Raw genomic sequence first — 13787 nt, forward strand, 5'->3', positions numbered from 1 at the left:
TCCGGGGTTGGGTTCAGGTTTTCGATTGTGAGACGTGAGATTTCGCGACATGGGCGAGCGCGCGGGAAAGGCGCTCGATGCCTTCGCTGATCTCGTGGTCGGCGACGATGAGAGGAGGCAGCACGCGCACGACGTTGTCGCCAGCGCCGACGACGAGCAGGCGCTCAGCGCGGGCCGCCGTGACGACATCGGCCGGCGCAGCATCGACCTTGATGCCGGCGAGAAGTCCCTGGCCGCGCACCTCGACCACGAGGTCCGGGAACTGGTCCTGGAGGCGCGCGAGGCCCTGACGCAGGCGCAGCGCCTTCTGCTGCACACCTTCGAGGAAGCCCGGCTCGAGGATGACATCGAGCACCGCGTCGCCCACGGCGGTGGCCAACGGATTGCCGCCGAAGGTCGAGCCGTGGGTGCCGGGCGTCAGGCCCGCCGCGGCGGCCTCGGTCGCCAGCACGGCGCCGAGCGGAAAGCCACCGCCGATGCCCTTGGCGACAGCCACGATGTCCGGCGCGATGCCGGCCCACTCGTGCGAGAAAAGCTTGCCCGAGCGGCCGACGCCGGTCTGCACCTCGTCGAGCACAAGCAGGATGCCGGCCTCGTCGCAGAGCGCGCGCAAACCCTTGAGGTAATCCGCCGAGCCCACATGCACGCCGCCCTCGCCCTGCACGGGCTCGACCATGACGGCAGCCGTCTCCGGGCCGATGGCGGCGCGGACGGCCTCGAGATCGCCGAAGGGAACGTGGTCGAAGCCCGGCGCCTCGGGGCCGAAGCCTTCGAGATACTTTGGGTTTCCGGCGGCGGCGAGGGTCGCAAGCGTCCGCCCGTGGAAGGCACCGAGGCAGGTGATGATGCGCCAGCGCTCGGGATGACCCGATACGAAGTGATAGCGGCGCGCAGCCTTGATGGCGCCCTCGCAGGCCTCGGCGCCCGAGTTTCAGAAGAAAACCTTGTCGGCGAACGTCGCCGCGACGAGACGCTCGGCGAGCTTCTCCTGGCCGGACACGCGATAGAGATTGGACGTGTGCCAGAGCTTTCCCGCTTGCTCCGTCAGCGCGGCGACAAGGCGCGGATGGGTGTGGCCCAACGCGTTGACGGCAATGCCGGAGCCGAAGTCCAGATAGCGCTCGCCCGTCTCCGTCTCGAGCCAGGCGCCTTCGCCCTTGGCAAATACGAGGTCCTGGCGCGCGTAGGTGCCCATGACCGCGGGCGACGGGCCCTTGGAAGCGTCCGTTTTTGCGGCGGTCGAGGCTGTGAGGGGTTTGGACATGGCGCCCATCCCACTCCCCAAAAAAGACGAAAGCCGCCCTCCCGGCGGCCGCGCGAAGGAGGCGTGATACGCGCGCCGGGGGTCAAAGTCAACGGAGGGTTGCGCCGGAAGCCTCCTGAGCCGGCGTGCCCACGTAAGGGGGCAACAGCGTTCGCCCCACCTCGCGACCTCATCCTCCGGTCGGCCATCATTGCGCCGCGAGAGGCGGGAATAATATCGGGGGAAAGTCCGGAAGGCCTTTCTTGCCGGCCTCGGCCGACTCACTCTGTGGCGAGGGCGCCACGCGTCCCCTGTCAACAGGCACCGCGTACGTGGCGCCTGCTTGTACAAGAAAATCAAGTTATTGTAGGTTAAGGGCGTCCAGACACCGACATGTCGCGTTGCTGTGCGGCTGTCTCTTGTGTTGCTTGTCTGGCCTGCGTTCGGACCCAGTATCAGCGGCTTAGTCCCGCCAGTCCGCTCTAGTTCCTGCGTCATCTTCAGTTCGCGTTGCGAGCAGGGTGTGGCTCTGCTCATGCTTGGCGTGTGTTCCTCGCCCTGCGTGATGTGCCGCCGCTCTCCTCGTGCGCCTGCCTATCCCGGGTCCTCGGCCCGGATGGCTCATGCTTTGAGGAGCACCGAACTATGGCCTGGAACGACGAGCGGGTTGAGCTCTTGAAGAAGCTCTGGTCCGAAGGGCTCAGCGCGAGCCAGATCGCCGGACGCCTCGGCGGGGTGACGCGCAATGCCGTGATCGGCAAGGTCCACCGGCTCGGCCTTTCGGGACGCGCCACCACATCGCGCATGAAATCGCACCGCCCGCGGGCGCGCGTCGCCGCGACGGCGCGGCGCATGCAGCAGAAGTCGCGCTTCGCGCCGCAGGGCAATCCCGCGCTGCGTGCCCTCTACCAGCCTGAGGCCGAACCCTTCACACCGTCGGTCGAGGAGCTCGTGATCCCGCTCAAGGAGCGGCGCACGATCCAGACGCTCACCGAATGCTCATGCCGCTGGCCGATCGGCGATCCGCAGGCCGCCGACTTCCATTTCTGCGGAAAGACCAAGGTCACCGGGCTTCCCTACTGCGAGTTCCATGCGCGCCGCGCGTTCCAGCCGCCGCAGCCGCGCCGTCGCGAGCGCGAGGTGGCGGAGCCCCGGATCCCGGCGCTCGCACACACGGCCTCCGGCAAAGAGCCGGCGGACGTGTAAAGAGACGACCCTTTCTGCGGGGGGAAGGTCGGGTGCGTCGGGGGGCGCGCCCGACCTTCGTTTTTGGTGCATTGCTCTGACGGAAGAGGCGGAGATGCGCGGCCGTGATCAGGCCGAAAAGCTCATGCGGCTGTCATCGAGGGCGCGACGCAGGGCGCCGGCGAAATCGCGGCGCTCCTCGTCGTTGAGAAGGCGGCCGAATTCCAGCTCGCGGCCGTGGGACGCGAGCCTCAGGTGATTGCCGCCATCGGGGCGCTCGGTGAACAGCACACGCACCCAATAGGGGTTGAACTCAAAACTGCGGCTCTTGCCCGAGGCCGAGACCTGCCGCAACGTCAGCGTGCTCGGCGTCAGCTCCACTAGCTCGTAGGCGCGCGCGGCGCGATAGTTGAGCTTGAACGCGACGTAGATCAGCAGCACGTCGAGGCCGAAAAACCCCATTACCGGCCAAGCCCCCATGAGCAGGAAGGCCATGCCGGACACGAAGCTCACGCTCCCGATGGCGAGCATGAGGATCAGAAACCCTCGCGGCGAAAGCGAGCGATGAGGGTGGAGAATGGCGCGAAAGACGCTCGCGTCGGGGGATTGAGGTCCGCTATCGTTCATCAGGCCAGCCTACCTTCGGGATCCGTCTTGTCAAAGCGCCTATCCGCTGATGAACGTTCCGCCGCCCTGCCGGCGCCCCGTTCCCATGCCCCCCGCGCCACTCGGGGCGGCGCACGGCGGCGCGGCCTTTCGTCCGCTGAAATCCAGGAGATTTTCAGGCGGTTCGCGGCGGCGAACCCGGAGCCAAAGGGCGAGCTCGAGCATACCAACCCGTTCACGCTTCTGGTCGCCGTCGTGCTCTCGGCGCAGGCCACGGACGCGGGCGTGAACAAGGCGACGCGAGCGCTGTTCCGGAAAGTGGATACGCCGCAAAAGATGCTCGCGCTCGGCGAGGACGCACTGCGCGAGCACATCAAGTCCATCGGGCTCTACCGCGCCAAAGCCAAGAACGTGATCCTGCTCAGCGAGAAGCTGATCCGGGAGTTCGGCGGGGAGATCCCCGCGGACCGCGATGCGCTCGAGACGCTGCCCGGCGTCGGGCGCAAGACCGCCAACGTGGTCATGAACATCGCCTTCGGCGCGCCGACCATGGCGGTCGATACGCACGTGCTGCGTGTGTCCAACCGTATAGGACTATCGGAGGGTAAGACGCCGCTCGCGGTGGAAGCGGATCTCCTCGCAAAGGTTCCGCCCGAATACGGTCTTCATGCGCATCACTGGCTCATCCTGCACGGACGCTATGTGTGTAAGGCACGACGCCCCGCGTGCCCAGCCTGCCTCATCCGCGATATCTGCCGCTTTCCGGACAAGACGCTCTAGCGCAATAGATGCGTAAGCAGATCAATTGAGCGCCGCTCTTAAGCTCGCGTCAACCACGCTTAAGATCGTTTACTCGGTCGGCCGACAGATTAATTCCCTCCTTACCACTCTCCTCTAACGGTTGGCGGACTGCCGCCAGCATGACTTGCAGACACGCATTTATTTCCTCCCTGGAGTTGGCACTCGAATGGCTTGCCCTCAGCTTGTGGATGCGACGTCCGCCGCTTTGATCGAAGCAGCCGCGAGCCTTGATGCGCAGAAGCTCATCGAGCACGCGCGCAAGCTGGCAACGCTCAACACGCGCTTCGAGGTCGCCCTCAACAACATCGCACGCGGGCTTTCGATGTTCGATGCCGAGGGCCGTCTCATCATCTGCAACGGGCTCTACCGGGAAATCTATGGGCTGCCGGACGAGCTCACGGAGCCAGGCACCCCTTTCTCGCGCATCATCGCCTATCAGGCAGCGAAGGACGGCTCAGCCAACACCGCCGAGGATCTGAGGCGCCAGCAGCTTTGGGTGACGGAGCACGCGGCGGAGTTGCAGTATGGAAAGATCTTCACCCATACGCACAATCTCCCCGACGGCCGCATCATCCTCGTCACCGTTCAGCCGCTGGAGGACGGCGGCTGGGTCGACATCCAGGAGGACGTGACAGAGGCGACGCTCGCTCGCGAGCGCATCACGTGGCTTGCCCGGCATTGCCCGCTGACAGAGATCCCCAACCGCTTCCATTTGCGCGAGCGGCTCGAGGAGGCGCTGCAGTGCCTGGGGTCTCACGAGAAGCTCGCCGTACATCTCGTGGATCTCGATTATTTTAAGCAGGTGAACGACACGCTCGGCCATGCCGCCGGCGATGCCGTTCTCAAGGCCGTCGCCAAGCGCATGCTGGCCACGTTGCGCGAGAACGACGCCGTCGGCCGCGTGGGCGGAGACGAGTTCGCGATCATCCAGCGGGGCATCAGCGGGCCGGAAGACGCGGCGCGTCTCGCGGAACGCCTCGTCAAGACGCTCAACGCGCCCTATCGCGTGCTCGGCTCGAACGCCGCGATCGGCGCCAGCATCGGTATCGCGATCGCTCCGGATCACGGCGTCGATTCCGACACCCTGCTCAGAAAAGCCGATATGGCGCTCTACCGTATGAAGACCTGCGGCCGCGGCAGGTCCTACGTCTACAGGACGGAGGACGAAGCGGTCGCGCTCGAGCGCATGGAGCTCAGGAGCGCACTCAGAGACGCCCTCAAGAACCGGCAGCTCGGGCTTCACTATCAGCCGATCGTCGACGTGAAGGCCGGGACGGTGACGGCGTGCGAGGCGCTCATGCGCTGGCAACACCCGAGCCTCGGAATGGTGCCGCCGTCCACGTTCATTCCGATCGCCGAGACCTCCGGACTGATCCTGCCGATGGGCGAATGGGCCCTGCATCAGGCCTGCCATGATGCCGCCGGGTGGCGCTCCGACATCAAGGTCGCCGTCAATCTCTCGGCCGTACAGTTCGACCAGAGCGATCTTGCGATCAGCGTGCAACGCGCGCTCGATGCCTCCGGGCTCGACGCGGAGAGGCTCGAGGTCGAGATCACCGAGACCGCGCTCCTCAAATGCGAGGCGCGCACGATCGAAACGCTGGGGCGGCTCAGGGCGCTCGGCGTGCGGCTGGTGCTGGACGACTTCGGCACCGGCTTTGCCTCGCTCAACTATCTGCGCAACTTCGCCTTCGACAAGATCAAGATCGATCAGTCGTTCATCAACGAGATGGCGGACCGGCGGGACTGCATGGCCATCGTGGGCGCGGTCACCGGACTTGCGAGGACGCTCGGCATCGGGCCGGTGGCCGAGGGCGTCGAGGAACTCGAGCAGCTCGAGGGCGTGACCGTCGCCGGATGCCAGGAGATGCAGGGCTTCTATTTCAGCCAGCCGGTGCCTGCGGTCGAGGTCGAGGCCGCCGTGGCCGCCTGCGTCAGCCGGTTGGCGCATGTATCCTCCGCCGGCCTTTCCGCTTCCTGATCGCTCCATCCTCAAGTCTCGGGCAGAGGTAAGGGGACCCGTCGCACGTTTCCTGCCGGCGTCGCATGCGCTGAAACTGGCGTGGGTCCCGGCCTTCGCCGGGATGACGTGCCACACGCGACGTCATCCCGACGGAGGTCGGGATCCACGCCAGCGTCCACAAATGTCACGCAGGCACGACCCTCGTGCGACAGCAAGAAACGCGCAGTCAGGCGACGCGCACGGCGATGCCGGCCGCGGCCATGTGCTGCTTCGCTTCCCCGATGGTGTGAGTGCCGAAGTGGAAGATCGAGGCCGCGAGCACGGCGCTCGCGTGTCCGTCCCTCACGCCCTCGACCAAGTGGTCGAGCGTGCCGACACCGCCCGAGGCGATGACGGGAACCGGCACCGCATCCGAGATGGCGCGCGTCAGCTCGATGTCGAAGCCGGCCTTCGTGCCGTCGCGATCCATGGAGGTGAGCAGGATCTCGCCCGCGCCGAGCGCCACCACCTCGCGCGCATATTCGATCGCGTCGATGCCGGTCGGCTTGCGCCCGCCGTGGGTGAAGATCTCCCAGCGGAGCGGCTCGCCTTCGGCAGAGACGCGCTTGGCGTCGATGGCGACGACGATGCACTGGGCGCCGAACTTCTCCGACGCCTCCTTGACGAACTGGCGGTTGGCGACGGCCGCGGTGTTGATCGACACCTTGTCGGCGCCGGCCTCGAGCAGCTTGCGGATGTCGTCCACGGCGCGCACGCCGCCGCCGACGGTGAGCGGCATGAAGCAGCGCTCGGCCGTGCGCTCAACGACGTCGAAGATGACGTCGCGGTCCTCGTGCGAGGCGGTGATGTCGAGGAAGCACAGTTCGTCGGCACCGGCGGCGTCATAGGCGGCGGCGGCCTCGACCGGATCGCCGGCATCGACGAGATCGACGAAGTTGACGCCCTTGACGACGCGCCCGTCCTTGACGTCGAGGCAGGGGATGATGCGGGTTTTCAGCATGGGTCTCGCACGACAACGTTTGCCGTCTGCTCCGCCCGGTAGCATATTCCGGCGGAATGCCACAAGAACGGAGCCCTTGCGCATGAGCTCTCTCGATCCGTTTCCCGCGTGGCTGCTTCCTCTCGCGCTCGGGCTTTTCGTCGCCGCCCTTCTCCTGATGCGAAGGCGGACGCGCCGGGGCTCATGGCAGCGCGGGCAGGATGCGAATGCTCGTCAGGATGGCGGGGCCTATGCGGCCTATGGAGCGCCGTCGGACGGCGGCTGGTCCGGGAGCGGCAAGGGCAAGCACGCCTGCGACGGCGACAATGGCGGCGGTTCCGACGGAGGAGGAGACGGTGGCGGTGGCGGCGGGGACTAGCCCCGTCCTTCACGCCGCCGACAGCAAGGCCAGCGCCTCCTTGGGATCGAGGCGGCCATCATAGAGCGCGCGGCCGGTGATGGCGCCTTCCAGCAGCGCGTACTCGGGGCGCAGGAGCGCCTTGACGTCCTCGATGGAGGCGAGGCCGCCCGAGGCTACGACGGGGATGCTCGTCGCGCGCGCCAGCTCGGCGGTGGCTGGGAGGTTCAGGCCCTTCAAGACGCCGTCGCGCTCAATGTCGGTGTAGACGATGGCAGCAACGCCGGCGTCCTCGAAGCGGTCGGCGAGATCGATGGCGGTGAGCTCGGAGGTCTCGGCCCAGCCCTCGACCGCTACGCGGCCGCCCTTGGCGTCGATGCCGACGGCGATGCGGCCGGGGAAGTTCCGGCAGGCCTCGCGGACGAGTGTGGGATCGCGCACGGCCGCCGTGCCCAGGATCACGCGGCGGATCCCGCGTGCGAGCCAGGTCTCGATGGTGGCGATGTCACGGATGCCGCCGCCGAGCTGGGCCGGCATGGTGATGGCCTTCAGGATGGCCTCCACGGCGGCCGCGTTGACCGGCTTGCCGGCGAAGGCGCCGTTCAGATCGACGATGTGCAGATACTTGAAGCCCTGCCGCTCGAACGCCTGGGCCTGGGCGGCCGGATCCTCGTTGAAGACGGTGGCCGCGTTCATGTCCCCGAGCTGCAGACGGACGCACTTGCCGTCCTTCAGATCGATGGCCGGAAATAAGATCACTCGGGTCCCTCGTCAGTCCCGCTACAGCTTTCCTGCTACAGCTTTTTCATGTGACCGATGATGCAGGCTTGCGGCCGGCGCGGCTCGAAGCAGTCACGGTCCCGGCGGCGCGCATCCGCCATCAGATTGCTATGGTCTTGCCCGATCAATAGAGTTTGTCGTCGAGCGTCAAGTCCGTGTCATAACATATGCAGGCCGCATATCTCACCCCACCGCCGTTCCGTACCGCCCTGGCGCGCCCCGCGCTGACGGAGGCGGACGCCATCGACATCTGGATCGCGCGCTGGCTCAGGATCCGCCCGCGCGACCTGATCCTGCGCTACGGCTGCGATCCGCGCCGGCTCTACGAGATCTGGCAGGAGGAGCGGTTTCCGGGCAGCCGCGCCAAGGCCCTTGACCTCTTCCTTGCTCAATATCCGGGGCTTGCAGACCGGATCGACCCGGGACCCCACGTGCGCGTCTCCAAGGCTGCCCATCCGGACCAATTGCGCCTCTTCGACTAGGGGTTGCGGGCCTTCTTTCCTACATGCAGCAATATGACTTATTGCATTGATTTTGCTTGCATGTTTTAGTTCGCTCGCGGTCCGTTTGGCGGCTATAGTGGGGCTTGTGCCCGCAACCTCCGTCACGGTCTGACCGCGCCCCGACCCTCAAGAGAACAAAATTCGAACGGACTCTAGACGTGGTGAGCGACTCATGCCACGTTCCCTCTACGTTCTCACCGCGTCCCCCCACTCTTCTCGCCCACGGAGAGCCCCATGCGCACCTATCTCATCTCGTACGACCTCGCCAAGCCGCACCTCATCAAGCACGTCGTCGCCCAGGCGATCATGGCCGCCGGCCATAGCTGGGCACGCCCGCTCGAGCAGACCTGGTACGTGCGCTCGGAAGAGAGCGAGGAGGCGCTGGAGGCCAAGCTGACGCGCATCCTCGATTCCGAGGACGGGCTGCTCATCCAGCGCGTCAAGGACGAGGCGATCCTGACCAACACCTCGATCCGCTGGTTCAAGCAGCGCCAGGCCGGCGTCGAGATCAACGGCGACACCAACATCATCGCCTTCCCGATTGCGAAGCCCGTGAGCGACGAGCCGGAGTTGCCGTTCGCGGAAGCGTGCTGAGCCTCTTTTCTGTTGCGTTAGTTGCGTTCGGCGTCGAGCCAACTCCGGTGCTCCCCCCATCCCCCGCGCCAGGCGTTGCTCATTGAGAAAGGGAGGCTTTCGAGCCTCCCTTTTTTTGTTGCCGGAGATGCGGTCCGGCCGTTTCGTAGCTCGCAAATAAAAAGTGTCGGCTTTGCCGTCCGTCGTTCGTCGTTCCGGTGGCGCGGCACGACGCAACGCCAGATCCAGGGAGGTACCCCATGCGCTACATGATTTTGGTCAAGGCCTCGGCGGACTCGGAAGCGGGGCTCATGCCGGGCGAGGACATGCTGAAGGCGATGGCGGACTATCACGAGGAGCTGGCCAAGGCCGGCGTGCTCGTGGACGGCAACGGACTCCATCCCACGTCCAAGGGCTATCGGCTGCACTACTCCGACGGCAAGCGCACGCTGATCGACGGGCCGTTCGCGGAGACCAAGGAGGTCATCGCCGGCTACACCATGATCAAGGTGAAATCGACCGAGGAGGCGCTCCACTGGTTCCAGCGGTTCCCGCAGCCGCACTACACCGACTGCGAGATCGAGCTCCGGCGGATGTTCGAGCTCGAGGAGCTGGGCGAGGGCGAGGAGATCGACCGCTTCCGCGAGATGGAAGTCGACGTGAAAGGAACGTGATAGCTGCCTAGGACTTAGGCAGTCTTTCGCATACTTCGAGCAAACTTGTGGATAAGCAAAGCGCGCGATCGCTTTAACTTGAAGCCGCAACTCACTCGCGCGCTAGATGCCTTGCCGCGCACGAGCACGACCACGCTCGTTGGATTGATCTCGGGTGCGATCGTGCTCTTTGTTCGTTGCGAGTCCGATCACCTTTTGCGATGTGCGCGCTTCTGCCTGCATCGCGAACGATCAGACTCGAGGCGCGGCTCGTTTGGTCAAGTAGAGGAGTTCTTCCCTATGGCATCCAATGAGAAAACGTCGGCTCAGGTCGCAGCCATCGCACAACGCGCCCAACAGAACCCGAAATCCGTTACGCCGGAAGAGATTCAAGCTCTTGCGGCATCGGTTCTGAACCAGTCCGATCGCAATCGGCAGCAGCAGGGCCAGCAGAACCCGCAGAATCAGCGGAGCGGTCAGCAAAACCAGTCGGACCAGCAAAGACGGTAGGTCCGGTCTCTTCTGTAAGTGTCTCAATCGAGAGAACGCAGCGAGTGGGTATCGTCATGATCCCACTCGCCTGGGCATTCTCAGGGTGCCCCAGATCGCCGATGTTCTGGGCGAGGACCTTGACCTCGGCGGTGTCCTTCAAGAGCCATCCCACGGACGCCACCTCGACCGCTTTCGGCTCGGGCAGCGCGGACAGATAGCGCCACTGGCCGCACGGTTGGCGGCTGTCCTGCCAGCGGATGATGACGAGTCGGCATTGCCCCGACATGCGAGTCCCCCGGTGATTCGGCGGGAATCATAGCAGAGTCAGGCCGTTCGCGCGGTGGTCGCTTTGCCACTGTCGCGAGGATCGTGGGCGGCTGCGGCCGCCGCGCCGACACCCCACCTAGGTCCGGCCCCCTCGAAGCGGGAGGAGTATGCGGACACTATGCGCTCAGGAACTCGCTGGCCTTGAACAGGGAGGCGAAGGGGATGCCGGCTTCGGCGTAGAGTTTCTCGGCACCTTCCTCGCGGTCGAGGATCGAGATCACGAGCGCGATCGTGGCGCCGGCTGCCTTCAGCGCCTCAACCGCCTTCATGGCCGAGCCGCCGGTGGTGGTCACGTCCTCGACGATGGCAACGCGCCTGCCTTTAACGTCTGAGAGCCCTTCGACCAGCTTCTTGGTGCCGTGGTCCTTCACCGTCTTGCGCACGAAGAAGCCCGGCAGCGGGCGGCCGGCGTGGCGGCTCAGAATCGAGATCGGCGTGATCAGCGGCACGGCGCCCATCTCGAGGCCGCCGACGATGTCGGCGTCGGTCTCGGCGATCTCCGCATAGATCAGCTCTGCGAGCAGGTCTGCGCCCTCGGGATCGAACATCGTGGGTTTCATGTCGAAGTAATGATCGCTCTCCTTGCCGGAGGCGAGCACGACATGGCCGCGCACGAAGGACTTCGTTTTGACGATCTCAAAGAGGCGCGCGCGAGCGTCGGTGGCATTTGTCATGGGCGAGGTCCGAAGTTGCGTCGGGAATGCTCATAGACGGCGCATGGCGACGCGTCCACCTACTGTTCCCCTCTCCCCGTTCTTAAGGGGAGCGGGATTACGGCGCCCACTTCAGGAAGTTGGCGATGAAGGCGAGGCCTAGGGCCTGGCTCTTCTCAGGGTGGAACTGGGTGCCGGCGACGTTGCCCTTCGCAATGATGGCCGTCACCGGGCCGCCGTAGTCGGTCTCGGCCACGACGACAGCGCGGTCCTTGGCGACGAAGTGGTAGGAGGGCACGAAGTAGGCGTGCAGCCCGCTCGGGCCGGTCGGGATGCCGGCGAGCAGCGGATGCGGGTTACGTACGTCAAGCGTGTTCCAGCCCATGTGCGGAATCTTGAGTGTGGGGTCGGCCGGCTTGATCGCGCGCACCTCGCCCTCGATCCAGCCGAGGCCGTCGGTCACCTCGAACTCGAGGCCGCGGGTCGCAAGGAGCTGCATGCCGACGCAGATGCAGAGGAACGGGCGGCCGCGCGCGTGCACGGCCTCCTCCAGCGCCGCGCGCATGCCCGGCACGGCCTCGAGGCCGCGCTTGCAGTCGGCGAAGGCGCCGACGCCGGGCAGCACCACGCGGTCGGCTGTGCGCACGTCCTCCGCTCTGGCGCTGACGACGATCTCGGCCTCCGCTTCCGCCTCCCGTGAGGCGCGCTCGAACGCCTTGGCGGCCGAGTGAAGGTTCCCGGAGCCGTAATCGATGATGACGACGCGCTGCATGAGGGCTCAGGTCTTGATCGCGAACTTGCTGCGAAGGCGTTCGGAGAGCCGGCGTACGGCACCTTCGACGCGCGATGTCGCGCTGCCCTCGTCGATGGCGGCAAAAGACCCGCCCATGGCGCGGATAGTCCCTGCCGTCTCCGTCTCAACGGACGGCAGCCAGGCCTCGAAGAAGCGGCGCTCGGCTTCCTCACGGCCGCGGCCGCTGACGACGGCGATCTCCTGCCAGCCGGCGCGGCCGAGCGACCAGCGTTTCAGCTCGTTAGCCTCGAAGCCCGCGACGACGTTGAGCAGGAAAAAGATCCAGCCGGACCAGCCGCTCCCGACGCCGGCCAGCGACAGGATCGACGCCAGGACGACGGCCGCAGCAGTGTAGGCTGCAAGCGCAAGCCATTCGCCTCGCGCGAGAAAATAAAGCGGACCGAACAGCACTACCAGCCAGGAGAAGCCGTCGCCGACGAAAAGAAGCCTTTCCGCTCGATCCAGCCTCGTGCCTCCGGCCTTGGGCGGCTCGTGAACCGTGAACGCCGACACGCGCGCCATTCCATTGGAGAGCCATCGCAACATCAGGCCAGCATTCCCTTCGTGGAGGGAACGCGGCCCACCTGCCGCGGATCCAGCGCGACGGCTCCGCGAAGCGCGCGCGCGAGGCCCTTATAGCAGGTCTCGGCGATGTGGTGGTTGTTCTCGCCGTATAGGTTCTCGACGTGCAGCGTGATGCCGGCATTCTGCGCGAACGCCTGGAACCACTCGCGGAAAAGCTCCGTGTCCATATCGCCGATCTTGGGGCGCGAGAAGGTGACCTTCCAGATCAGGTACGGGCGGCCGGAAACGTCGATGGCGACGCGCGTCAGCGCCTCGTCCATAGGCAAGAGCACGTCCGCGTAGCGCGTGATGCCCTGCTTGTCGCCGAGCGCCTTCGCCACCGCCTGGCCGAGCACGATGCCCACGTCCTCCGCTGTATGATGGAAGTCGATGTGCAGGTCGCCCTTGGCCTCGAGCTTGATGTCGAAGAGGCCGTGGCGCGCGAGCTGCTCCAGCATATGATCCAGGAAGCCGACGCCGGTCGAAATGTCGGAGACGCCGGTACCGTCGAGATCGACCGTGGCGGTGATCTGCGTTTCCTTTGTCCTGCGGGCGATGGTGGCTTGCCGCTTCACGGGTATCCTCGTTGGGCAGGAGGGCGGGGCAACCTGCCGTTGTTGCCTTAACGAACCCCAGCGTTTATCAGCTTCGGGGACCCGGTTCCAGAGCGCCTACGGCGCATCCGGGGCCGCGCCCCCGCTTCCTTGGCACAGGATTTATGGCAAACACCCCGCACAGCTCTACCGACGGCGCCGCCTGGCACGCAACGACCATCCTAACCGTGCGCAAGGACGGGCGCGTGGTGATTGCCGGCGACGGGCAGGTGAGCCTCGGGGCCACCATCATCAAGGCCAACGCCCGCAAGGTGCGCCAGCTCGGTAAAGGCGGCGTTATCGCCGGATTTGCGGGTGCAACCGCTGATGCGTTCACCCTGTTCGAGCGCCTCGAGGCCAAGCTCGAGCAATATCCGGGGCAGCTCATGCGGGCGGCCGTGGAACTTGCCAAGGACTGGCGGACCGACAGGTTCCTGCGGCGGCTCGAGGCGATGATGATCGTGGCGGACGCCGACATCACGCTGGTGCTCACCGGCACCGGTGACGTGCTCGAGCCCGAGCATCACGTGATGGGCATCGGCTCCGGTGGAATGTATGCGCTGGCGGCGGCGCGGGCCCTGCTCGACCAGCCGCTCGACGCCGAGGCGATCGCGCGGCGCGCGATGGCGATCGCGGGCGAGATCTGCGTCTACACCAACACCAATCTCGTCCTCGAAAGCCTGCCGTCGTCGAAATAGCGACGCCTTCCCAAGGAGCTCTC

At 65.8% G+C, this 13787-nt stretch carries 16 protein-coding genes and 1 pseudogene; 9 read left to right on the forward strand and 8 right to left on the reverse strand.

The window, feature by feature from the left end:
• Positions 1-13: 13 nt before the first annotated feature.
• Positions 14-1195, reverse strand: a pseudogene (locus IT540_RS13120) (aspartate aminotransferase family protein).
• Positions 1196-1888: 693 nt separating this feature from the next.
• Here IT540_RS13120 and IT540_RS13125 point away from each other — a divergent pair.
• Positions 1889-2449, forward strand: a complete 561-nt coding sequence (locus IT540_RS13125; protein ID WP_291178514.1) for a GcrA family cell cycle regulator — start codon at positions 1889-1891, stop codon at positions 2447-2449.
• Positions 2450-2557: 108 nt separating this feature from the next.
• Here IT540_RS13125 and IT540_RS13130 read toward each other — a convergent pair whose 3' ends face one another.
• A complete protein-coding gene (locus IT540_RS13130) occupies positions 2558-3055 on the reverse strand; it encodes a DUF2244 domain-containing protein (protein ID WP_291178517.1) in 498 nt (165 codons plus the stop codon).
• Between the two features lie 27 nt (positions 3056-3082).
• On the opposite strand from IT540_RS13130, the gene nth reads away from it, so the two are divergent.
• Both nth and IT540_RS13140 read left to right on the forward strand, forming a co-directional pair.
• A complete protein-coding gene (gene nth / locus IT540_RS13135) occupies positions 3083-3814 on the forward strand; it encodes an endonuclease III (RefSeq protein ID WP_366029853.1) in 732 nt (243 codons plus the stop codon).
• A 187-nt stretch (positions 3815-4001) separates the two neighbouring features.
• Positions 4002-5816, forward strand: coding sequence for an EAL domain-containing protein (locus IT540_RS13140; protein WP_291178525.1), 1815 nt, complete (start codon positions 4002-4004; stop codon positions 5814-5816).
• A gap of 208 nt (positions 5817-6024) precedes the next feature.
• Here IT540_RS13140 and hisF read toward each other — a convergent pair whose 3' ends face one another.
• A complete protein-coding gene (hisF, locus tag IT540_RS13145) occupies positions 6025-6798 on the reverse strand; it encodes an imidazole glycerol phosphate synthase subunit HisF (RefSeq protein ID WP_291178528.1) in 774 nt (257 codons plus the stop codon).
• Positions 6799-6880: 82 nt separating this feature from the next.
• Here hisF and IT540_RS13150 point away from each other — a divergent pair, with 82 nt between their 5' ends.
• Positions 6881-7156 (forward strand): hypothetical protein, encoded by a 276-nt coding sequence (locus tag IT540_RS13150; RefSeq protein ID WP_291178531.1) that lies wholly within the window; start codon positions 6881-6883, stop codon positions 7154-7156.
• Positions 7157-7165: 9 nt separating this feature from the next.
• Here IT540_RS13150 and hisA read toward each other — a convergent pair whose 3' ends face one another.
• Positions 7166-7894, reverse strand: a complete 729-nt coding sequence (gene hisA / locus IT540_RS13155; protein WP_291178534.1) for a 1-(5-phosphoribosyl)-5-[(5-phosphoribosylamino)methylideneamino]imidazole-4-carboxamide isomerase — start codon at positions 7892-7894, stop codon at positions 7166-7168.
• Between the two features lie 188 nt (positions 7895-8082).
• Here hisA and IT540_RS13160 point away from each other — a divergent pair, with 188 nt between their 5' ends.
• The 4 genes from IT540_RS13160 (at position 8083) to IT540_RS13175 (ending at position 10154) form a co-directional block, all read left to right on the forward strand.
• Complete coding sequence (locus IT540_RS13160) at positions 8083-8397, forward strand: hypothetical protein (RefSeq protein ID WP_291178537.1); 315 nt, start codon at positions 8083-8085, stop codon at positions 8395-8397.
• A 255-nt stretch (positions 8398-8652) separates the two neighbouring features.
• On the forward strand, positions 8653-9012 hold the full coding sequence (locus IT540_RS13165) for a hypothetical protein (RefSeq protein WP_291178540.1): 360 nt from the start codon (positions 8653-8655) through the stop codon (positions 9010-9012).
• Positions 9013-9251: 239 nt separating this feature from the next.
• On the forward strand, positions 9252-9665 hold the full coding sequence (locus IT540_RS13170) for a YciI family protein (RefSeq protein ID WP_291178544.1): 414 nt from the start codon (positions 9252-9254) through the stop codon (positions 9663-9665).
• A 279-nt stretch (positions 9666-9944) separates the two neighbouring features.
• Positions 9945-10154, forward strand: a complete 210-nt coding sequence (locus tag IT540_RS13175) for a hypothetical protein (protein ID WP_291178547.1) — start codon at positions 9945-9947, stop codon at positions 10152-10154.
• A 425-nt stretch (positions 10155-10579) separates the two neighbouring features.
• On the opposite strand, the gene pyrE is transcribed toward IT540_RS13175, so the two are convergent.
• The 4 genes from pyrE to hisB all read right to left on the reverse strand — a co-directional run bounded on the left by pyrE (position 10580) and on the right by hisB (position 13048).
• On the reverse strand, positions 10580-11137 hold the full coding sequence (pyrE, locus tag IT540_RS13180; RefSeq protein WP_291178550.1) for an orotate phosphoribosyltransferase: 558 nt from the start codon (positions 11135-11137) through the stop codon (positions 10580-10582).
• 97 nt (positions 11138-11234) lie between these two features.
• Positions 11235-11888 carry an imidazole glycerol phosphate synthase subunit HisH gene (hisH, locus tag IT540_RS13185; RefSeq protein ID WP_291178553.1) on the reverse strand — a complete coding sequence of 218 codons (654 nt, stop codon included), beginning with the start codon at positions 11886-11888 and terminating at the stop codon, positions 11235-11237.
• 6 nt (positions 11889-11894) lie between these two features.
• Positions 11895-12455 carry a DUF2628 domain-containing protein gene (locus tag IT540_RS13190; RefSeq protein ID WP_291178556.1) on the reverse strand — a complete coding sequence of 187 codons (561 nt, stop codon included), beginning with the start codon at positions 12453-12455 and terminating at the stop codon, positions 11895-11897.
• Positions 12455-13048 (reverse strand): imidazoleglycerol-phosphate dehydratase HisB, encoded by a 594-nt coding sequence (gene hisB, locus IT540_RS13195; protein WP_291178559.1) that lies wholly within the window; start codon positions 13046-13048, stop codon positions 12455-12457. Before hisB ends, IT540_RS13190 begins: the two co-directional genes overlap by 1 nt.
• A 143-nt stretch (positions 13049-13191) precedes the next feature.
• On the opposite strand from hisB, the gene hslV reads away from it, so the two are divergent.
• On the forward strand, positions 13192-13764 hold the full coding sequence (gene hslV, locus IT540_RS13200) for an ATP-dependent protease subunit HslV (RefSeq protein WP_291178562.1): 573 nt from the start codon (positions 13192-13194) through the stop codon (positions 13762-13764).
• Positions 13765-13787 lie beyond the last annotated feature (23 nt).

Origin of the sequence: Hyphomicrobium sp. (genome assembly GCF_020852195.1) — a bacterium.
Lineage (GTDB): Bacteria > Pseudomonadota > Alphaproteobacteria > Rhizobiales > Hyphomicrobiaceae > Hyphomicrobium_C.